We start from the raw sequence: 20,969 nt of genomic DNA on the forward strand, positions 1-20,969 counted from the left end.
CCCGGCCGATAACACCCATATAGCACTTAGCCTTCACTCTCTCTTGTCAGTGCGTCCTGCATGATGCAACCTTGCCGCAGGCGACAGTAAAGAGGGTGTGAACCCGGCGCCGAGCGCATTTTCCCAAGCGAGTTTCCCCCATGAAAAGCCAACCCGATGTCGCCCGTATGGCGGCCGAGGTAGTGACGCAGTTACCGGTGCCTTCGCGCCTCGGTATGCTGCGTTTCGAGCGGCTGAATGAGGCAAGCTGGGCCCTGCTGTACCTCGACCCCAATTGCGAGCGCCAATTCGGCCTGCCGGCGGTGGAGCTGTGTGCCCTGCTCGGCACGCCCTACGCCAGCCTGATGGAGCCTCAGGCGCGCTATCAGTTGCACGATGCGATCCAGCAACAACTGGCTCAAAGCCCGCATTACCTGGTGCGCTACACCCTGCACACCAACGATGGCCCGCTGAGCCTGCTGGAAATGGGCGAGGCCTATAAACAACACAATCGTCACCTGGTGCGCGGCTACCTGATGGTGGTTGACGGGCTGTTCAGCGAACCCCCCTCGGCGGCACCCACCGCCGACCTGGAAAACCAGAACAGCCGTCTGCAGATCGCCCTGGAACTCAACCAGCGCGCCCAGCAGGAACAGTTGCAGCACCTGGAACGCGTCCGCGCCCAGCAGGAGTTGATCCTGTTGCTCGCGCGCCAGCGCTACACCATGCCCAATTCGCTGCAGGAAGCCGCCGAGCTGATCACCCGCAGCGCCTGCGATATCTACCAGATCGATTGCGCCAGCATCTGGAACCTCGAAGGCCAGCGCCTGGTGCCGATTTCGGCCTACCACCGCGATGACCAACAGCACCATATGCCCGAACCGATTGATGCGAGCGGCTTTCCCGATTACCTGGAAGCCTTGCATTCGAGCCGCGCCATCGATGCCACCCATGCACTGCGCGACCCGCGCACCCGGGAAATGGCCGAGAGCCTGCGAGCCAAGGATGTTCACGCGATGCTTGATGCGAGTATCCGTGTGGATGGCCAGGTCGTCGGCGTGTTGTGCCTGGAGCAAAGCGGCAGGCCGCGCGCGTGGCAGTCGGATGAGATCGCCTTTGCCGGCGAGCTGGCGGACCAGTTCGCCCAAGTGATCAACAACCACAACCGCCGCACCGCCACCAGCGCCCTGCACCTGTTCCAGCGTGCGGTGGAGCAAAGTGCCAACGCCTTTCTGCTGGTCAATTGCGACGGCGTGGTGGAGTACGTCAACCCCAGCTTCACCGCGATCACCCAATACACCGCCGAGGAAGTCCACGGCCATCGCCTGGCGCAACTGCCGGCCCTGGAAAACCTCAGCGAATTGCTCTTCGACGCCCCGTCCGCCCTGGCCAAAAGCAACAGCTGGCAAGGTGAATTCAAGAGCCGGCGCAAGAACCTGGAACCCTACTGGGGCCAGTTGTCGATTTCCAAGGTGTATGGCGACAACCGCGAGTTGACCCATTACATCGGCATCTACGAAGACATCACCCAGACCAAGCTGGCGCAGCAGCGTATCGAGCGCCTGGCCTACACCGACAACCTGACCAACCTGGGCAACCGTCCGGCGTTCATCCGCAACCTCGATGAACGCTTCGCCCGCGACAGCGACAGCCCGATCAGCCTGCTACTGGTGGATATCGACAACTTCAAGCGCATCAACGACAGCCTCGGCCACCAGACCGGCGACAAACTGCTGATCAGCCTGGCCCGACGCCTGCGCAACAGCCTGAGTGCCAGCGGCAGCCTGGCGCGGTTTGCCAGCAACGAATTTGCGGTGCTGCTGGATGACACCGACCTTGAGACGGGCCAGCAAGTGGCCAGCCAATTACTGGCGACCCTCGACAAACCGATGTTCGTCGACAACCAGTTGATCAGCGTTACCGGCTCCGTGGGCCTGGCCTGCGCGCCATTGCATGGCCGAGACCCGCAAACCCTGATGCGCAACGCAGGTCTTGCCCTGCACAAGGCCAAGGCCAACGGCAAACATCAGGTGCAGGTGTTCACCGAAGCGTTGAACGCCGAGGCCAGTTACAAGCTGTTCGTGGAAAACAACCTGCGTCGCGCCCTGACCCAGAACGAGCTGGACGTGTTCTACCAGCCCAAGTTGTGCCTGCGCAGTGGCCGCTTGCTCGGCATGGAAGCGCTGTTGCGCTGGAACCATCCGGAAAAGGGCATGATTCGTCCCGACCAGTTCATCAGCGTCGCTGAAGAAACCGGGCTGATTATTCCGATTGGCAAATGGATCGCGCGCCAGGCCTGCCGCATGAGCAAGCAACTGAGCGCTCGCGGCATGGGTAATTTGCAGGTGGCGATCAACCTGTCGCCCAAGCAGTTCTCTGACCCGGACCTGGTGGCCTCCATCGCCACCATTCTCAAAGAAGAACAGCTGCCAGCCAACCTGCTGGAGCTGGAGCTGACCGAAGGCCTGCTGCTGGAAGCCACCGAAGACACGCGCCTGCAACTGGATCAGCTGAAAAGCTTCGGCTTGACCCTGGCCATGGACGACTTCGGCACCGGCTACTCGTCGCTGAGTTATTTGAAAAAATTCCCCATCGATATCATCAAGATCGATCGCAGCTTTATCCACGAAATCCCGGACAACCAGGACGACATGGAAATCACCTCGGCGGTCATCGCCATGGCCCACAACCTCAAGCTCAAGGTCGTGGCCGAAGGCATCGAGACCGCCGAACAGCTGGCGTTCCTGCGCCGGCATCGCTGCGACGTCGGCCAGGGCTATCTGTTCGACCGGCCAATCCCCGGCGCAGAGCTGTTTGAGAAGCTCAAACGCTACCCACGCGGGCCAATCGCCTGACAGCGCTGTAACACTCGGGCACACTGGCTGTCTGACTCATTACTTACCCAACTCAATCTGACTGAGAGGACTGATCATGGTCTTGCGCTCGGAAATTCTGGTGAACAAAAACGTGCTGCCTACCCAAGAACAAGCTTTGCCTGGTCGTGAAACCCCGATGGCCTTGCCGGAGACGCATTTCGTCAACGGCAACCCGTTGCTGGGCCCTTTCATGGATGACGTCGGCTTCGCCATTTTCGGCCTCGGTTGCTTCTGGGGCGCAGAGCGCAAATTCTGGGAACGCGACGGCGTAGTCAGCACGGTGGTCGGCTATGCCGGCGGCTACACGCCGAACCCGACGTACGAAGAAGTCTGCTCGGGCCTGACCGGCCACAGCGAAGTGGTGCTGGTGGTGTATGACCAGGCAAAAGTGAAATACGAAGACTTGCTGAAGATGTTCTGGGAACTGCACAACCCGACTCAGGGCATGCGCCAGGGCAACGATATCGGCAGCCAATACCGCTCGGTGATCTACGCGACCACGCCGGAGCAACTGGCGGCGGCGAAGGCGAGTGCCGAGGCCTATCAAGCTGAATTGACCAAGGCTGGGCTGGGTGTGATCACCACGGAAATCGAAGAAGCGCCGACGGTGTACTTCGCCGAGACGTATCACCAGCAGTACCTGGCGAAGAATCCGCAGGGCTATTGCGGGATCGGCGGCACCGGTGTGACCTGCCCGATCTAAGATCGGCGCGAATCAAAATGTGGGAGCGGGCTTGCTCGCGAAAGCGGTGTATCAGTCGACTAATTCAGAGACTGACGCTCCGTCTTCGCGAGCAAGCCCGCTCCCACATTAGGTTTGTGTTCGGCTTTAGACAGGATTACTCGGCAATCAACCAATCCATCTGCCACCCGCCCTGGGTCTGGCCAAGCTTTTTGGACAGCCACGGCAGCAGCTCACGCAATTCCTCTTCCAGACCCCACGGTGGGTTGGCAATTGCCAGTCCGGAGCCGGTCAGGGTGTCTGGGGTATCCAGTGGGTGCACCAACAATTCCACGCGCAGCAACTTCGGCGCACCGGTGCCGGCCAGGTCCTGGTAGAAACGACGCAGCATGCGCTGATCCTTCACCGGGTACCAGATCGCCGCAACCGTCTGGCGCATACGGCTGACGGCTTCCTTGAGAGACGCCGCACAGCGCTGCATCTCGTCGAGCTTTTCAAACGGCGGATCAATCAGCATCAACGCGCGTTTTTCCGGCACCGGCAGCATGGCGCGAGGCACATGCCAGCCTTCGCCCAAGTGCACTTTGACCCGACGATCACCCTTCATGTTGTCCTTGAGCAGCACGCCGTCTTCCGGGTGCTTCTCATTGAGCAACACACGGTCCTGGGGACGCGTAAGGCGACGCGCCAGTTCCGGCGAGCCGGGGTAGTAACGCAACTGGCCATCCGGGTTCATCTCGTGCAGCACACGCATGTAATCGGCGGTCAGTGGCGGCAGGTCGCTCTGGCCCCACAGGCGCGCGATGCCTTCCAGGTATTCACCGGTGCGGTTGGCCTGGTCGCCCTGCAGGTCGTACAAACCGATCCCGGCGTGGGTGTCGAGGTAGGCGAACGGCTGCTCCTTGCGCGACATCAGAGCGATGAGGCGGGTCAAGGTCAGGTGTTTGAAGACATCGGCGTGGTTGCCGGCGTGAAAGGCGTGACGATAATTCATGATTGCTCCTGCGCAGGAGGCGAAGTTTACCTTCTGCGCGGGCAAAGGTGCAGGGTTGTGGTAAGCGGGCTTGCCACGCGCAGGGTTCACCCCACCTCTGAAGCCAGGAATGCGGATAACGCTGCATGGCTGACCTTCGCACTGCGGGCAAAGTAAGCGACCTTGTGCTGCAAGGTTTCGGGTTTAAACGCTGTGTACAAGTCAGGACGTTGCTCTTCAAGCCATTGCACCAGGTTGTCGATCAGGGTTTGCGGTGACTGCTCAGCCAAGTGGTCCAGTAACGGTGCAGTTACTCGCCACCATGGGCTGGTTTTGGCAGCCGTGACCGCGCCCGTCGCCCCTGTCAGCGGCTGGCCATTGATCAGATAGCGCTGGAACACTGGCAGCACCTTTCCCGCCTCGTCGCCCAGCTGTTGCAAAATCGGCAGAAACTGAGAGCCATCCCAGAAGCGCAAAAACACCTGCTGGTCATCCGGCAAATACACCTTTGTCAGGCTTTGCAGGTGCGCTACCACCGTTTCCAGTGGGCTCGACGATACCGCCAACCAGCCCCAGTCTGTCGCCTCGGTCGCTGCTATCCAATCGAGGAAGGGGCTATCGGGTTCGATGATGCCCACGTAGGGCATTACCTCGTTCCACTCGGCGTAGGCTGTGCCTGCCCAGATTGGTTGGGGTGGCATCCCGGCGGCGTGGGTTCGCCAAGCGTCCAAAGGCTTGGCAACGCTGGCGGTGCTGAAAATGGCGAAAAGATTTTCGGTGGATTGAATCGGGTTGTGGGCCAGCCACGTACGAGGTATGAACTGCAACGGCATTGAAAAACGCTCCTTCACAATAAGATGCAGGAAAACAGGCAACTAGTATTCAAGTGTCTGAAGTCTCTCATTTAAGCCACCCCATATACTTACCAACACACCACAAAGCGATACAACCCCCAACCAAGAAAAACAAAACATACACCAGAGCCTTTAGTTGAAATTTAAGTCGGTAAGGAACGTTTTTAAACTCCTCACGAGTAAACCCACCGTCTTTTATATGAAATTCAGGAAACACAAGCATCCCAGCAATCGCCAGCACAAAAAACGACCTATTAAAAAAGCCTCTCCCTAGAAAACTTCTACGCCCTAAAACAAAATTTGAACCACCTAAGCATTCCAATATTTTATTAACTTTAGAATAAGAAAAATAAACCTGAACCAAGAAGGTCAAAAAAATACATACGAATACGCCTATCCAGCACAACATATAAAACGCGTAAAACTCACCTTTCATTGCTTCCCCCCCTCATAAATAAAACCTCCGATCCTCTCTCCGGCTAACGCCCCACCCGCACCACCCAGAGCAGTGCCTGCGCCTATAGCGGCACAAACTGTGCCGGCACCCGCTGCTGCGGAAGCAGCACCTAACCAGCCCCCACCGGCGCTCCCGACAAAATTGCCACCTTCTGTATATTTCACTCTTTGACAATCATCCTTACTTCCCACTCGACACGTTTCCTTCACCTTCAATGCCGAGGCTGATGCCCCTAGTCCAATTCCAATAAACCCGCCGACTTTCATATACTGACTCGCCCGCGCCACACCTTGAATATGCGTTGCGTACCCCGGAATCCCCCCTGACACTCCTGCTTTGCTCCAATGGTGAACCAGGCTACGACTGGAAATCCCCAATGCGCTTTTGAGCTTTGGGTGATCGGCAATACCAACACCTTTCCGCATCAGAGGCCCGAGACTGTTATCCAGTTAAGTTAGTAACTTCTGACGGTTGGCGAAAAACTCTGCGCCTCGCAAATTGCCCTGAGCCCGGAAAGTGTTGAGGTGTAACTTTTCAAGATCGATGAGGATCGACTTCGGTTGCTCCCGAGCCCTTACCCGCATGTTGCGTGAGATCACACTGTCCGTTTTTACAGCGCTCGCACTCTTCGCAAAACGGCGCGCTGCGTTTCAGGCTGGCGACCTGCACGCGGCTCAGCGGTGCCGGGACAACGGCCAGCAGCTTTTCCTTCAACCCAGGCATCAGCGGCGACGCTGCTGGAGCAGGCGCACCACCGAGCTGGATCGGCACACTGCTGAAAATTCCACCGGCCGACAGCGTGATCGACTGCCCGCCCGCCTGAATCGTTACCGTGGCGCCCGCATCGATCACCACGCTTTGCCCGGCGCCAATCTGAATCGTCCGCCCGGCGCGCGTTTGCTGCGAACCGCCGACCACCAAATGATCATCCTGCTTCAGCTCAGTCAGGCGGTTGCCATGGGTGATGCGCTGTTCTTCACCTTGCAGCTCATGGTGCGACTCACCTCCGACGCTCACGCGGCGCACGTTATCGACCTGCACCTGCTGGTCATGCAACACATGCTGGGTCCAATCGCGCTGGGCGCGCAGGTAGATTTCTTCAGCGCCCTTGCGGTCTTCGATGCGCAGTTCGTTGTAGCCACCGCCGCCCGGGGTGCTTTGGCTGCGAAAGATGCTGCGGGTCTTGTTCGCCGGCAGGTCGAGGGGCACAGGCGTGGCCGCGTTGGGCAGGCAGCCGACCACCAGCGGTATGTCCAGGTCACCGTTGACGAAACCCACCAGCACTTCCATGCCGACGCGAGGAATGAGCACCGAACCATAGCGGTCATGGGCCCAAGCGGTGGCGACGCGCAGCCAGCAGCTGGAATGGTCGTTGTGCTTCCCGGCGCGGTCCCAGGCCATCTGCACGTTGACCCGGCCGTATTCGTCGCAGTGAATTTCACTGTCGACAGGCCCGGTGACGACTGCGTTCTGATAGCCCGAAATAGTCGGGCGCGGCTGCTCAGGCAGTGGCGGACGGAAGATCACATCCCACGGCGCGGCGACAAACTCATTTCGATAGCCCTGATGAAAATCCCCGCCTGAGACCTCGGTGACGGCCTCCTCCAACACTTGGGGTTGCTTGCCTTCGTGGGTGACTTCTGTCACCAGCCATAAGTCATTCCAGTCTTCACGTGAATGCCCACTGAGCTTGAGGAACCGACCAGTGACAAGGGCCGGCTCATCGCCCTCGCCACTGGCAATTCGGTAGTCACTGCGGCGGCGCTCCAACCCACGTTGGGCGAGGTATTTGCCATGGGGCCGATCACTGAAGCGGCCGGGGTAATCCTGCTCTTCGAGGTTCGGCAATTGCTCGCCGGCCACTGCACTTTCCAGCCCCAGGCGCGGCTTGCGAAAATCATAATCGCGCAGGTTTACCGCCGTGGTGCGAGTCTGCACTTGCACGGCAAAACGCTTGATCGCCGGATTATCCGCCACCATCCCTGAGCCAGGCGTGTAAGGGGTCGGCTGGTCGGGCTGAGCGAATACTGTCTGGTCATCGCCAAACACCAGCTGGTGACCTTCGGGCGAATGCTGAAAGTGGTAGTGAATACCCAACTCGGCACACAGCCGCTGAATGAACGCCAGATCGGTCTCACCGAACTGCACGCAGTATTCGCGAACGGGGTACGTACCGCTGAGGCGAAATTCAAATCGGTTGCTCTGAATCCCCTGCCCCACCAGCACCTGCGCGACAATCTGCGGCACCGTTTTGTGCTGGAAAATGCGCTGGTGGCTGCTGTGTGCCAAATACTGCAATTGCGGCACAACACTCACCTGATAACGCGTCAGGCGCCGCCCGGAATCGCCCTGCGCCACCTTGTAGACCAAGCCGTGCACGCCATGCCCTTGGTCATCGAAGCCCAGGTAAACCTGACGATGCAGCAAACTCTCCAGGTCGAGATCAGGCTGCTCGCTGACCAGTTGGAGGTCAAAACAATAGGGCTGGCTGATGGTTTCGACGCCCTTGAACTCGAACACCTTGAGTTCACTGGGTTCCCCATCGAGGGTCAAGGTAAAGGCAGTTTGATTGGCAGGAGCGAACATCCGGTGTTTCTCTGCGAGGAGTAGGCGGCCGATTCTGCACCACTGTTCCACCCTCCTGAGCATGCCCAGAGCAAATCAGTAATTCCCTACAAACAAGCGTCGGAATTTTCTTCAGACCGCCTTAAATCCCACGCAAAAAAAGACCCGCCATCCGTAGGACGCGGGCCTTTTTTTAACTCAACGGGCGCTCAGCACCCGAGGAAATTACTTGTTGAGGTTGTAGTCTGTTTCCGCCGCATCAAAACGCTCGACCATGCCGGCAGTCGGTGCGCCCAGCTTGCTCACGAAGTAGATCGCCAGGCTGGCGAAGATAAAGCCTGGGATAATTTCGTACAGGCCCAGCAGCGAGAAGTGCTTCCACACGATCACGGTGATCGCGCCGACCAGGATGCCGGCGAGTGCGCCGTTGCGGGTCATGCCTTTCCACATCACCGAGATCAGCACCACAGGGCCGAACGCTGCGCCGAAACCGGCCCAGGCGTAGCTGACCAGGCCGAGTACGCGGTTTTCCGGGTTGGCGGCCATGGCGATAGCGATCAGCGCCACCAGCAACACCATCAAGCGACCGACCCACACCAGTTCAACCTGGGAGGCATTCTTGCGCAGGAAGGTTTTGTAGAAGTCTTCGGTCAACGCGCTTGAGCACACCAGCAGTTGGCAGCTCAGGGTGCTCATCACGGCGGCGAGAATGGCCGACAGCAATACGCCAGCAATCCAGGGGTTGAACAGCAGCTTGGCCAGCTCGATAAACACACGCTCGTGGTTTTCGGTAACCGGGCCGGCCACTTCCGGGTGCGCCGAGAAGTAGGCGATACCAAAGAAGCCCACGGCCACGGTGCCGCCCAGGCACAGGATCATCCAGGTCATGGAGATGCGGCGCGCCTTGGCGATCGACTTCACCGAATCCGCCGCCATGAAGCGGGCGAGGATGTGCGGCTGGCCGAAGTAACCCAGCCCCCAGCCCATCAGCGAAATGATGCCGATGAAGGAGGTGTTTTTCAGCATGTTGAAGTTGTCGGGGTTCTTGGCTTCGATTGCCAGAAAGGTAGTGTCAACACCACCGGTGGCCAACAGCACGATGATCGGCGTGAGGATCAGCGCGAAGATCATCAGCGTGGCTTGTACGGTATCTGTCCAGCTGACGGCCAGGAAACCACCCACGAAGGTGTAGGCAATCGTCGCTGCTGCACCGGCCCACAGCGCGGTCTCGTAGGACATGCCGAAGGTGCTTTCAAACAGACGGGCACCGGCGACAATGCCGGAGGCGCAATAGATGGTGAAGAACACCAGGATCACCACCGCAGAGATGATCCGCAGCAGGCCGCTTTTATCTTCGAAGCGGCTGGAGAAGTAATCCGGCAGCGTCAGGGCGTCGCCGTTGTGCTCGGTCTGCACGCGCAGGCGGCCAGCCACGAACAACCAGTTCAGGTAAGCGCCGACGATCAGGCCGATGGCGATCCAGCTTTCCGACAGGCCCGACATGTAGATAGCGCCTGGCAACCCCATCAGCAACCAGCCGCTCATGTCCGAAGCACCCGCCGACAAGGCCGTTACCACGCTGCCGAGGCTGCGACCGCCCAGGATGTAATCGGAAAGGTTGTTGGTGGAGCGATAGGCCATGAAGCCGATCAGTACCATTGCTGCGATGTAGATCACAAACGTGATCAGGGTTGGATTACTAACGCTCATAAGAGTGACGCCCTGGCTTTGTTTTTATGTGGCGACGGTCTGTCAGACGACCACCACTGCTACGTGGGAAGACGAAACTGAGTGCCGCGCATTTATGACTGGCGTTTCCCCAGGAAAGCCGCCAGCCGATGAACCGAACCGCAAGGATGGTTGCACCTTTGACGCGAATGCTATTCAACAAAGCAAATAAGGTGCAACCAGTTTCTTGAGATTAAGTTGCACCCGGCAGCGAATTTCGGAAAACACCCTGTTTTTGCTCCTTTTCGGAGCAAGCCTCGCGAAATACCTAACTATTTGCACCATTGTGTGACCGATTTGGCTGCTCTGATGATTCCGCCTGATCATCATCAAAAATTATCATGGATAAAAAGGTTGCACCCGGTTGCACCTCTTCATGCGCAAAGCTAATCTTGCTGCCAGCAGATGCCACTCGGTAGTGGCACCCATGAGGATAATAAAGATGGCAACGACCACCCTTGGGGTCAAACTTGACGACCCAACCCGCGAGCGCCTCAAGGCGGCCGCGTCCTCCATTGATCGCACGCCGCACTGGCTGATCAAGCAGGCGATTTTCAATTACCTGGAGAAACTGGAGGGTGGTGCAACCCTGACCGAGCTCAATGGCTTGAGCACCAAGGACGCTGAAGACGCAGGCGAGGTGCAGAACGACCACGCCCACCAGTGTTTCCTGGAGTTTGCCGAGAGCATCCTGCCGCAATCGGTACTGCGTGCCTCGATCACCGCCGCTTACCGTCGCCCGGAGCCGGAAGTGGTGCCGATGCTGATCGAGCAGGCGCGTCTGCCCGCCGCAATGGCTGAAGCGACCAACAAGCTTGCCTCTTCGATCGCCGAAAAACTGCGCAATCAGAAAAGCGCCGGCGGCCGTGCAGGCATCGTCCAGGGCCTGCTGCAGGAATTTTCGCTGTCTTCCCAGGAAGGCGTAGCGCTGATGTGCCTCGCCGAAGCGCTGCTGCGTATCCCGGACAAAGGCACTCGTGACGCGCTGATCCGCGACAAGATCAGCACTGGCAATTGGCACCCGCATTTGGGCAACAGCCCGTCGCTGTTCGTCAATGCCGCCACCTGGGGCCTGCTGCTGACTGGCAAACTGGTCGCTACCCATAACGAAGCCGGCTTGACCTCATCCCTGAGCCGCATCATCGGCAAGAGCGGCGAGCCGATGATCCGCAAGGGCGTCGACATGGCCATGCGCCTGATGGGCGAGCAGTTCGTCACCGGCGAAACCATCGCCGAAGCCCTGGCCAATGCGAGCAAGTTCGAAGCCAAGGGTTTCCGCTATTCCTACGACATGCTCGGTGAAGCCGCACTTACTGAGCACGACGCTCAGAAGTACCTGGCCTCGTACGAACAAGCCATTCACTCCATCGGCAAAGCCTCACACGGCCGTGGGATTTATGAAGGCCCGGGCATCTCCATCAAGCTGTCGGCACTGCACCCGCGTTACAGCCGTGCGCAGTACGAGCGCGTGATGGATGAGCTGTACCCGCGCCTGCTGTCTCTGACCCTGCTGGCCAAGCAGTACGACATCGGGTTGAACATCGACGCCGAAGAAGCCGACCGCCTGGAGCTGTCGCTCGACCTGCTGGAACGCTTGTGCTTCGAGCCGCAACTGACCGGCTGGAACGGCATCGGTTTCGTGATCCAGGCTTACCAGAAGCGTTGCCCGTACGTGATCGACTACGTGATTGACCTGGCGCGCCGCAGCCGCCATCGCCTGATGATCCGCCTGGTAAAGGGCGCTTACTGGGACAGCGAAATCAAGCGCGCCCAGGTCGAAGGCCTGGAAGGCTACCCGGTCTATACCCGCAAGGTGTACACCGACGTTTCCTACATCGCCTGTGCACGCAAACTGCTGTCGGTGCCGGAAGTTATCTACCCGCAATTTGCCACGCACAACGCCCATACCTTGTCGGCGATTTACCACATCGCCGGTCAGAACTATTACCCCGGCCAGTACGAATTCCAGTGCCTGCACGGCATGGGTGAACCACTGTACGAGCAGGTTGTAGGCAAAGTCTCCGAAGGCAAGCTGAACCGTCCGTGCCGCGTGTACGCCCCAGTCGGCACTCACGAAACATTGTTGGCTTATCTGGTGCGTCGCCTGCTGGAAAACGGCGCGAACACCTCGTTCGTCAACCGGATTGCCGACCAGTCCATCTCGATTCAGGAATTGGTGGCCGACCCAGTGGCCAGCATCGAGCAGATGGCGACGCTGGAAGGCGGCTTTGGCCTGCCGCACCCGCGTATCCCTCTGCCTCGCGACCTGTATGGCAGCGACCGCGCCAACTCGGCGGGCATCGACCTGGCCAACGAACACCGTCTGGCGTCGCTGTCCTGCGCCCTGCTGGCGACCGCGCACAACAACTGGAAAGCCGCGCCAATGCTCGGTTGCGCCTCCAGCAATGAAGCCGCCACACCGGTGCTCAACCCGTCCGATTTGCGTGACGTGGTGGGCCATGTGCAGGAAGCCACGGTTGAAGACGTCGACAACGCCATCCAGTGCGCCATTAATGCTGGCCCGATCTGGCAGGCCACCCCGCCCGCCGAGCGCGCCGCGATTCTGGAACGCGCCGCCGATTTGATGGAAAGCGAAATCCAGCCGCTGATGGGCCTGTTGGCCCGCGAAGCCGGTAAAACCTTCGCCAACGCCATCGCCGAAGTGCGTGAAGCCGTGGATTTCCTGCGCTACTACGCGGTGCAGGCGCGCAACGATTTCACCAACGACGCCCACCGCCCACTGGGCCCGGTGGTCTGCATCAGCCCGTGGAACTTCCCGCTGGCCATTTTCAGCGGTCAAGTCGCTGCAGCACTGGCCGCCGGTAACCCGGTTCTGGCCAAGCCTGCCGAGCAGACCCCACTGGTCGCCGCTCAAGCCGTGCGCATCCTGCTGGAAGCCGGTATTCCGCAAGGCGTGCTGCAACTGCTGCCAGGCCAAGGCGAAAGCGTCGGCGCGCGTTTGGTCGGCGATGATCGCGTCAAAGGCGTGATGTTTACCGGCTCCACCGAAGTCGCGCGTTTGCTGCAACGCAACGTCGCCGGCCGCCTGGATGCCCAGGGCCGTCCGATTCCACTGATCGCCGAAACCGGCGGCCAGAACGCAATGATCGTCGACTCCTCGGCGCTGACCGAACAAGTGGTCATTGACGTGGTGTCGTCGGCCTTCGACAGCGCCGGTCAGCGCTGCTCGGCATTGCGCGTACTGTGCCTGCAGGAAGATTCGGCAGACCGTGTGATCGAAATGCTCAAGGGCGCCATGGCTGAGTGCCGTTTGGGCAACCCGGAGCGCTTGTCGGTAGACATCGGCCCGGTGATCGACGCCGAAGCCAAGGCTGGCATCGAGAAACACATCCAGGCCATGCGTGACAAAGGTCGCAACGTGTATCAGGTGGCAATTGCCGATGGCGAAGAGATCAAGCGCGGCACCTTCGTGATGCCCACCCTGATCGAACTGGAAAGCTTCGACGAGCTGCAACGCGAGATCTTCGGCCCGGTGCTGCACGTGGTGCGCTACAAGCGCAAAGAGATCGATCATCTGATCGGCCAGATCAACGCGTCGGGCTACGGCCTGACCCTGGGCGTGCATACCCGTATCGACGAGACCATCGCCAAGGTAATCGACAACGTCAATGCCGGTAACGTCTACGTGAACCGCAACATTGTGGGTGCCGTGGTGGGCGTGCAACCGTTTGGCGGCGAAGGGTTGTCGGGGACGGGCCCGAAGGCCGGTGGCCCGCTGTACCTGTACCGCTTGCTGTCGACACGTCCTACGGATGCGATCGAGCAATCCTTCTTACGCGGCGACAAACTGACTGCACCGGACGTGCGCCTGCGCGACGCCATGAGCCAACCGCTGACCGCCCTGAAAACCTGGGCCGACAGCAATAAGTTCAGCGAACTGAGCGCCGTGTGCAGCCAATTCGCCGCGCAATCCCAAAGCGGTATCACCCGCCAACTGGCTGGCCCGACCGGCGAGCGCAACAGCTATGCCATCCTGCCCCGCGAGCACGTGTTGTGCCTGGCGGACGTGGAAGGCGATTTGTTAACGCAGTTGGCAGCAGTATTGGCGGTCGGCGGTTCGGCGGTATGGCCGGAAACTGACCTGACCAAAGCCTTGTTCTCACGCTTGCCGAAGGACATTCAGGCGAAGATCAAACGCGTGGCTGACTGGACCAAGGACGACGTGGTGTTTGACGCGGTTCTGCACCACGGCGATTCCGACCAACTGCGTGCGGTGTGCCAGCAAGTGGCGCAGCGTGGTGGTGCGATTGTCGGGGTGCATGGCTTGTCGCAGGGTGAGACAGCGATTGCGCTGGAACGCCTGGTGATTGAGCGGGCGTTGAGTGTTAACACGGCTGCTGCGGGCGGCAACGCCAGCCTGATGACCATCGGCTAACTGATTAGACAGGGTAAAAAATGTGGGAGCTGGCTTGCCTGCGATAGGGCAATGCCAGCCGACATTTTTATTGCTGACCCACCGCTATCGCAGGCAAGCCAGCTCCCACATTGACTGCATTCACACCATCCTCCCCGCGTTTTGCCCTTCCATCACGCAAATCAATCTTGCTATCCAGCTTCTATTCGCGCACTTAGACTCAGGCCTATCCCCACACAGGTAAGCCGCCATGTCCGAGACGCTGCTCAGTTCCCGCAATCTGGCTTTCGAGCTGTACGAAGTCCTCGATGCCGAGGGCCTGACTCAGCGCGAGCGGTTTGCCGAACACAATCGCGAAACCTTCGATGCCGCCATCAGCACCGCGCGCAGCATTGCCGAGAAGTACTTCGCGCCGCACAACCGCAAAAACGACGAAAACGAGCCGCGCTACGAAGATGGCAAGGCCATCCTCATTCCGGAAGTCAAACCTGCCGTCGACGCCTTTCTCGAAGCCGGCTTTCTCAATGCTGCCCGCAGCTTTGAAGCGGGCGGCATGCAATTGCCGACGTTGCTGTCCCAAGCCTGCTTCGCACACTTTCAGTCTGCCAACGCCGCGTCAACCTCGTACCCGTTCCTGACCATGGGCGCCGCCAACCTGATTGAAAGCTTCGGCACCGAGGAGCAGAAACAGCGCTTCCTGCAACCGATGATCGACGGCCGTTTCTTCGGCACCATGGCGCTGACCGAGCCGCATGCAGGCTCATCTCTGTCGGATATTCGTACACGCGCAGAGCCGGCGGCTGACGGTTCCTATCGCCTCAAGGGCAACAAGATCTTCATTTCCGGCGGCGACCATTCGCTGTCGGAAAACATCGTACACATGGTGCTGGCCAAACTGCCGGACGCGCCGCCCGGGGTGAAGGGCATCTCGCTGTTTATCGTGCCCAAGTTCCTGGTCAACGACGACGGCAGCCTCGGCGAACGCAACGACGTGCTGTTAGCGGGCCTGTTTCACAAGATGGGCTGGCGTGGCACCACGTCCACCGCGCTTAATTTCGGCGATAACGGTCACTGCGTCGGCTATCTGGTAGGCAAACCGCATCAAGGCCTGAGCTGCATGTTTCAGATGATGAACGAGGCGCGCATCGGCGTCGGCATGGGCGCGGTGATGCTCGGTTACGCCGGCTACCTGTACTCGCTGGAGTACGCCCGCGAACGCCCGCAAGGCCGCCTGCCCGACAGCAAAGACCCGAGCACCGCGCCGGTGTCGATTATTCAGCACGCTGATATCAAGCGCATGCTGCTCACCCAGAAAGCCTATGTCGAAGGCTCATTCGATCTCGGGCTGTACGCCGCGCGCTTGTTCGACGACACCACCACACTGGAAAGTGAAGCAGAGCGCAAGCAAGCCCACGAACTGCTGGACTTGCTCACGCCCATCGTCAAATCCTGGCCGTCGGAGTTCTGCCTCAAGGCCAACGAACTGGCGATCCAGATTCTCGGCGGCCACGGCTACACCCGTGAATACCCGGTGGAACAGTATTACCGCGACAACCGTTTGAACCCGATTCATGAAGGCACCCACGGCATTCAGTCCCTGGATTTGCTGGGGCGCAAGCTCGCGCAAAACGGTGGTGCCGGGCTGAAACAACTGATTCGCCTGATCGCCGAAACGGGCGCGCGGGCACAGCAATACCCAAGCCTGAGCGCATTAAGAGAGCCGCTGGAGCAACTGGTGAACCGCGTGCAAAGCGTGACGATTGGCCTGCTGACGGATCTCGCTCAGGGCAAGGTCAACAGCAGCCTGGCGAATTCGGCGCTGTACCTGAAAGTATTCGGGCACACGGTGATTGGCTGGCGCTGGCTGGAACAGGCAATACGCGCCGAAGAGGGCCTGGCCAAGGGGAATGCGGCGGATGTGGCCTTCTATAAAGGCAAGCTCCAGGCCGCCCGGTACTTCCTGACCTGGGAAGTACCGAGCTGCCATCACGAACTGGCGATTCTTGAAGCACGCGATGACACGTGCCTCGGTATGCAGGATGAGTGGTTCTAACCCCTAAGGCGTTCCGATCGCCTTGGAAATTACGTCGACCGTGGCGCTGACTTGCTCTTGGTAACGGTCGAGTTCCTGCTGGTGATGCTTTTTCATTTCGATTTGCTCGGCGCACAGGTTCAGGGCGGCCAGTACCAATAATTTGTCACCGATCAGGGTCGGGTACTTTTTCTTGGTGGTGGCCAGGGAGGCCTTGAGCATGGTCACCGCGTGCAGCAGGGTTTGATCTTCCCCTTCCGGCGCCTTGATCGAGTAATCCTCACCGAGAATCGAAACGACCTTTATCCCTTCATTCATGCGCTGACAGGCCCTGCGCTCACGCGCTCAACCAATGCTTGAATACGCGCCGCGGTGGCGCCGTGCTTTTCTTCCTGCTCCATCAGGTTCAGTTGCAGGCTGTCGTTTTCATCCCTGGCGCGGGCCAGTTCTGCCTTAAGGGATTCGTTGCTGCTCAACAGGTCGTGATTGTGCTGTACGAGGTCATTGACAAGCTGTTCAAGCTGGCTGAGGGATTCTTCTAACATTTTGATTTCTCGGGCTTTTTCAAAGGGCGGTGACGATAAAGAATATTCACCTCGGATGCCAGGGTTATCCCTGGCGTACAGCCCGTTTTTTAAGGGCCGGGCCGCACTTTCGAGCCTTAGTGACTGCATTTACCCCATCTGGTTCCTGAATCGGCCAAACCCCTCGTCAGATGCGACAAAAGCGCGCACGGGTTTAAGACTTTAGTCGCATGGCCGATAGAAATTACACACTCTCATTTCAAGCCCGCACGGATCGCGGTCCTTGCAGGATCTCAGCATGTCCCTACGTAATATGAATATCGCTCCGCGGGCGTTCCTCGGCTTTGCTTTTATAGGCGCACTGATGCTGTTTCTCGGTGTGTTTGCCTTGAATCAGATGAGCAAGATCCGCGCAGCCACCGACGACATCACCCTGAGCAGCGTGCCGAGCATTCGCGCCCTGGACGAATTCACTCAGTTGACCCTGCGTCTGCGCGTGCTGTCCTACCGCCTGCTGACCAACCGCGAGCCGGACGTACAGCAAAAAACCCTGCAATCGTTTGAAACACGCAACCAGCAGATTCGTGCCGCCCAAGTGGTGTACGAAAAGCTGATTGACGGCGATGAAGAACGCGCCGCCTATAACGAATACCTGCCATTGCTCACCCAGTACCGCCAGATTGAAGAACGCATGAAGGCGCTGTCGAGCGCCAACCAACTGGATGAGCTGCGCACGCTGCTCAATACCGAATTGCTGGCCAACTCCGACAAGATCAACGCCGTGTTGGACCGTTTGGTGGAGATCAACAGCAAGATGGCCCTGGCCACCAATCAGGCCGCCAAGGATCAATACGATTCTGCCTTCAGCCTTGTCGTGGGCCTGCTGATCATCGCCACAGCACTGACCGTGCTGTTCGCCTGGTTGCTGACCCGCAGCATCACCGTGCCGATTTCCCTGGCACTGGAAGCCGCTGAAGAAGTCGCCGAAGGCAACCTTACGCGCCCGATCAAGGTAGAAGGCAACGACGAAGCTGGCCGCTTGCTGGCCGCCATGGCCAAGATGCAGGACAAGCTGCGCGACACCCTGCAACGCATCGCTGGCTCGGCCACCCAGCTGGCGTCTGCCGCCGAAGAGCTGAACGCTGTCACCGACGAAAGCGCCCGTGGCCTGACCCAGCAAAACAACGAAATCGAACAAGCCGCCACCGCCGTCAACGAGATGACCAGCGCCGTCGAAGAAGTCGCGCGCAATGCGGTGAGCACCTCCGAAGCGTCGCGCAACGCCACCACCTCGGCTGGCGATGGCCGCGACCTGGTGCAGGAAACCGTCAGCGCCATCGAACGCATGAGCGGCGACGTGCAGGCCACCGCCACCTTGATTGGCGACCTGGCCAATGAGTCCCGCGATATCGGCAAGGTGCTGGACGTGATTCGCGGCCTCGCCGACCAGACCAACCTGCTGGCCTTGAACGCGGCGATTGAAGCAGCGCGGGCGGGTGAAGCAGGCCGTGGGTTTGCCGTGGTGGCTGATGAAGTGCGCGCGCTTGCCCATCGCACCCAGCAATCGACCAGCGAGATCGAGCGGATGATCGGCAGTATTCAGGCCGGCACAGAACACGCGGTGGATTCGATGCGCAACAGCACCGAACGCGCGGAATCGACGCTGAATATCGCCAAAGGCGCAGGGATGTCGCTGGAGACGATCAACACGGCGATTGTTGAGATCAACGAACGCAACCTGGTCATCGCCAGCGCGGCGGAAGAGCAGGCGCAGGTAGCGCGCGAAGTGGACCGCAACCTGGTGAATATCCGTGATCTGTCGGTGCAATCGGCCACGGGCGCCAGCCAGACCAGCGCGGCGAGCAGCGAGCTGTCGCGCCTGGCGGTGGACCTGAACGGGATGGTAGGACGGTTCCGCCTCTAACTGACAACGCCTCTCCCCTGTGGGAGCTGGCTTGCCTGCGATGGCATCTCCTCGGTGAATCTGGCGCACCGAGGTGCATGCATCGCAGGCAAGCCAGCTCCCACATTGGATTGGCGTATTGCCACAAAAGCTTTTTGACAGCGCAGCAATTCAACAGGTTAGAATCGCTGGCACGCAGACTGCATGGTCAGTTTGCGCCTCGTCTTCCCTGCTTCCGGAGTACTGCCTTTGAATGCGACGACCATCAACAGCCTGTTCTTGATCGGCGCGTTGCTGGTGAGTGCGAGCATTCTGGTGAGTTCCCTTTCGTCCCGGCTGGGCATCCCGATTCTGGTGATCATCCTCGCCGTGGGCATGATCGCCGGCGTCGACGGCGGCGGCATCATCTTTGATAACTACCCCACCGCCTACCTGGTGGGCAACCTCGCCCTGGCCGTAATCCTGCTCGACGGCGGCTTGCGTACGCGGGTGTCGAGTTTTCGCGTGGCACTTTGGCCCGCGTTATCGCTGGCCACGGTCGGGGTGTTGATCACCACCGGCCTCACCGGCATGGCGGCGGCCTGGCTGTTCAACCTCAATATTATTCAAGGCTTGCTGATTGGCGCGATCGTCGGCTCCACAGACGCCGCGGCGGTATTCTCGCTGCTCGGCGGCAAGGGCCTGAACGAACGGGTGTCCGCCAGCCTGGAAATCGAATCCGGCAGCAACGACCCGATGGCGGTGTTCCTCACCGTCACCCTCATCGACATGCTCGCCAGCGGCCAAACCGGCTTGCACTGGAGCCTGCTGACCCACCTGATCCGCGAATTCGGCATCGGCGGCATCATCGGTCTGGGTGGCGGCTGGCTGATGCTGCAAATGGTCAACCGCATCAACCTCGCCGCCGGCCTCTACTCGATCCTGGTAATCGCCGGCGGCCTGTTCGTGTTCGCCCTGACCAACGCCCTGCACGGCAGCGGCTTCCTCGCCGTGTACTTATGTGGCCTGGTCATCGGCAACCGCCCGGTGCGCAGCCGTCACGGCATTTTGCATATGCTCGATGGCATGGCCTGGCTGGCGCAAATCGGCATGTTCCTGGTGCTGGGCCTGCTGGTCACCCCTCACGACTTACTGCCCATTGCACTGCCGGCATTGGGCCTCGCCCTGTGGATGATTCTGTTCGCGCGGCCGCTGTCGGTGATGGTCGGCCTGCTGCCCTTCAAAGCGTTCCACGGTCGCGAAAAAGCCTTTATCGCCTGGGTCGGTCTGCGCGGCGCGGTCCCGATCATTCTGGCGGTGTTCCCGCTGATGGCCGGCCTGCCCCATGCGCAGCTGTACTTCAACCTGGCGTTCTTTATCGTGCTGGTGTCGCTGTTGGTGCAGGGCACGAGCCTGCCGTGGGTGGCCAAGCTGCTCAAAGTGACGGTACCGCCGGACCCTGCGCCCATTTCCCGCGCGGCCCTGGAAGTGCACGTCACCAGCGAGTGGGAGCTGTTCGTCTACCGCCTGGGCGCCGAGAAATGGTGCATCGGCGCGGCCCTGCGCGAGCTGAAAATGCCCGAAGGCACGCGGATCGCCGCGCTGTTCCGGGGCCAGCAACTGCTCCATCCGTCGGGTAGTACGGTGTTGGAAGTCGGTGATCTGCTCTGCGTAATCGGCCATGAACACAACCTGCCGGCCCTGGGCAAACTGTTCAGCCAGGCACCGCAACGCGGCCTCGATTTGCGCTTCTTCGGCGACTTCGTACTGGAAGGTGACGCCCAGCTGGGCGCGGTTTCCGCCCTGTATGGCCTCAAGCTCGAGGGCATCGACCCGGACATGCCATTGAGCCGCTTCATCACCCAGAAAGTCGGCGGCGCACCCGTTGTCGGCGACCAGGTGGAGTGGAACAACACCCTGTGGACCGTTGCGGTCATGGACGGGAACAAGATCGGAAAAGTCGGCGTCAAATTCCCCGAAGGAAGTCGCCCGGGCCCCGGACTCTTCCTCTAAACTGCGGGGCTGTGGCGCCACGCCCCCCA

The 20,969-nt window shown here is 59.8% G+C and carries 12 protein-coding genes and 2 pseudogenes; 7 read left to right on the forward strand and 7 right to left on the reverse strand.

The window, feature by feature from the left end:
- Positions 1-140: 140 nt before the first annotated feature.
- Together ACP7A2_RS19490 and msrA are read left to right on the forward strand one after the other, a co-directional pair.
- On the forward strand, positions 141-2,834 hold the full coding sequence (locus tag ACP7A2_RS19490) for a putative bifunctional diguanylate cyclase/phosphodiesterase (protein ID WP_426135522.1): 2,694 nt from the start codon (positions 141-143) through the stop codon (positions 2,832-2,834).
- A 76-nt stretch (positions 2,835-2,910) separates the two neighbouring features.
- Complete coding sequence (gene msrA, locus ACP7A2_RS19495) at positions 2,911-3,558, forward strand: peptide-methionine (S)-S-oxide reductase MsrA (RefSeq protein WP_426135523.1); 648 nt, start codon at positions 2,911-2,913, stop codon at positions 3,556-3,558.
- Positions 3,559-3,694: 136 nt separating this feature from the next.
- On the opposite strand, the gene ACP7A2_RS19500 is transcribed toward msrA, so the two are convergent.
- The 5 genes from ACP7A2_RS19500 to putP form a co-directional block, all read right to left on the reverse strand.
- Entirely contained in the window at positions 3,695-4,531 is an 837-nt protein-coding gene (locus ACP7A2_RS19500; RefSeq protein WP_426135524.1) for a 23S rRNA (adenine(2030)-N(6))-methyltransferase RlmJ, read from the reverse strand.
- A gap of 86 nt (positions 4,532-4,617) precedes the next feature.
- Positions 4,618-5,343, reverse strand: coding sequence for a DUF4123 domain-containing protein (locus tag ACP7A2_RS19505; RefSeq protein ID WP_426135526.1), 726 nt, complete (start codon positions 5,341-5,343; stop codon positions 4,618-4,620).
- Between the two features lie 67 nt (positions 5,344-5,410).
- On the reverse strand, positions 5,411-5,800 hold the full coding sequence (locus tag ACP7A2_RS19510; protein ID WP_426135527.1) for a hypothetical protein: 390 nt from the start codon (positions 5,798-5,800) through the stop codon (positions 5,411-5,413).
- Positions 5,801-6,355: 555 nt separating this feature from the next.
- On the reverse strand, positions 6,356-8,407 hold the full coding sequence (locus tag ACP7A2_RS19515; RefSeq protein ID WP_426135528.1) for a type VI secretion system tip protein VgrG: 2,052 nt from the start codon (positions 8,405-8,407) through the stop codon (positions 6,356-6,358).
- A 204-nt stretch (positions 8,408-8,611) separates the two neighbouring features.
- Positions 8,612-10,096 carry a sodium/proline symporter PutP gene (gene putP, locus ACP7A2_RS19520; protein WP_348058101.1) on the reverse strand — a complete coding sequence of 495 codons (1,485 nt, stop codon included), beginning with the start codon at positions 10,094-10,096 and terminating at the stop codon, positions 8,612-8,614.
- Positions 10,097-10,556: 460 nt separating this feature from the next.
- Between putP and putA the strand changes: the two genes are divergently transcribed.
- Together putA and ACP7A2_RS19530 are read left to right on the forward strand one after the other, a co-directional pair.
- Entirely contained in the window at positions 10,557-14,510 is a 3,954-nt protein-coding gene (putA, locus tag ACP7A2_RS19525) for a trifunctional transcriptional regulator/proline dehydrogenase/L-glutamate gamma-semialdehyde dehydrogenase (protein ID WP_426135529.1), read from the forward strand.
- A gap of 229 nt (positions 14,511-14,739) precedes the next feature.
- Entirely contained in the window at positions 14,740-16,542 is a 1,803-nt protein-coding gene (locus ACP7A2_RS19530; protein ID WP_426135530.1) for an acyl-CoA dehydrogenase, read from the forward strand.
- A 3-nt stretch (positions 16,543-16,545) separates the two neighbouring features.
- Here the strand turns inward: ACP7A2_RS19530 and ACP7A2_RS19535 are convergent, their stop codons facing one another.
- Both ACP7A2_RS19535 and ACP7A2_RS19540 read right to left on the reverse strand, forming a co-directional pair.
- On the reverse strand, positions 16,546-16,839 hold the full coding sequence (locus tag ACP7A2_RS19535) for a cell division protein ZapA (protein ID WP_426135531.1): 294 nt from the start codon (positions 16,837-16,839) through the stop codon (positions 16,546-16,548).
- Entirely contained in the window at positions 16,836-17,066 is a 231-nt protein-coding gene (locus ACP7A2_RS19540) for a hypothetical protein (RefSeq protein WP_426135539.1), read from the reverse strand. The genes ACP7A2_RS19535 and ACP7A2_RS19540 overlap by 4 nt, the downstream gene beginning before the upstream one ends.
- Before the next feature lie 343 nt (positions 17,067-17,409).
- Here ACP7A2_RS19540 and ACP7A2_RS19545 point away from each other — a divergent pair.
- From ACP7A2_RS19545 to ACP7A2_RS19555, 3 genes and pseudogenes are all read left to right on the forward strand, one after another.
- Positions 17,410-18,066, forward strand: a pseudogene (locus ACP7A2_RS19545) (MCP four helix bundle domain-containing protein); the annotation flags it as partial.
- Positions 18,067-18,369: 303 nt separating this feature from the next.
- A pseudogene (locus tag ACP7A2_RS19550) lies at positions 18,370-18,969 on the forward strand (methyl-accepting chemotaxis protein); the annotation flags it as partial.
- Between the two features lie 228 nt (positions 18,970-19,197).
- Positions 19,198-20,940 carry a potassium/proton antiporter gene (locus ACP7A2_RS19555; protein ID WP_426135532.1) on the forward strand — a complete coding sequence of 581 codons (1,743 nt, stop codon included), beginning with the start codon at positions 19,198-19,200 and terminating at the stop codon, positions 20,938-20,940.
- The last annotated feature ends 29 nt before the right edge of the window (positions 20,941-20,969 follow it).

Source organism: Pseudomonas sp. PWP3-1b2, assembly GCF_049896045.1.
Taxonomy (GTDB): Bacteria; Pseudomonadota; Gammaproteobacteria; order Pseudomonadales; family Pseudomonadaceae; genus Aquipseudomonas; species Aquipseudomonas antarctica_B.

Excerpts from the sequence above, each read along its gene's own strand:
- ACP7A2_RS19490 (WP_426135522.1), top strand. The coding sequence starts at position 141 with ATGAAAAGCCAACCCGATGTCGCCCGTATGGCGGCCGAGGTAGTGACG.
- msrA (WP_426135523.1), top strand. The coding sequence starts at position 2,911 with ATGGTCTTGCGCTCGGAAATTCTGGTGAACAAAAACGTGCTGCCTACC.
- ACP7A2_RS19500 (WP_426135524.1), bottom strand. The coding sequence starts at position 4,531 with ATGAATTATCGTCACGCCTTTCACGCCGGCAACCACGCCGATGTCTTC.
- ACP7A2_RS19505 (WP_426135526.1), bottom strand. The coding sequence starts at position 5,343 with ATGCCGTTGCAGTTCATACCTCGTACGTGGCTGGCCCACAACCCGATT.
- ACP7A2_RS19510 (WP_426135527.1), bottom strand. The coding sequence starts at position 5,800 with ATGAAAGGTGAGTTTTACGCGTTTTATATGTTGTGCTGGATAGGCGTA.
- ACP7A2_RS19515 (WP_426135528.1), bottom strand. The coding sequence starts at position 8,407 with ATGTTCGCTCCTGCCAATCAAACTGCCTTTACCTTGACCCTCGATGGG.
- putP (WP_348058101.1), bottom strand. The coding sequence starts at position 10,096 with ATGAGCGTTAGTAATCCAACCCTGATCACGTTTGTGATCTACATCGCA.
- putA (WP_426135529.1), top strand. The coding sequence starts at position 10,557 with ATGGCAACGACCACCCTTGGGGTCAAACTTGACGACCCAACCCGCGAG.
- ACP7A2_RS19530 (WP_426135530.1), top strand. The coding sequence starts at position 14,740 with ATGTCCGAGACGCTGCTCAGTTCCCGCAATCTGGCTTTCGAGCTGTAC.
- ACP7A2_RS19535 (WP_426135531.1), bottom strand. The coding sequence starts at position 16,839 with ATGAATGAAGGGATAAAGGTCGTTTCGATTCTCGGTGAGGATTACTCG.
- ACP7A2_RS19540 (WP_426135539.1), bottom strand. The coding sequence starts at position 17,066 with ATGTTAGAAGAATCCCTCAGCCAGCTTGAACAGCTTGTCAATGACCTC.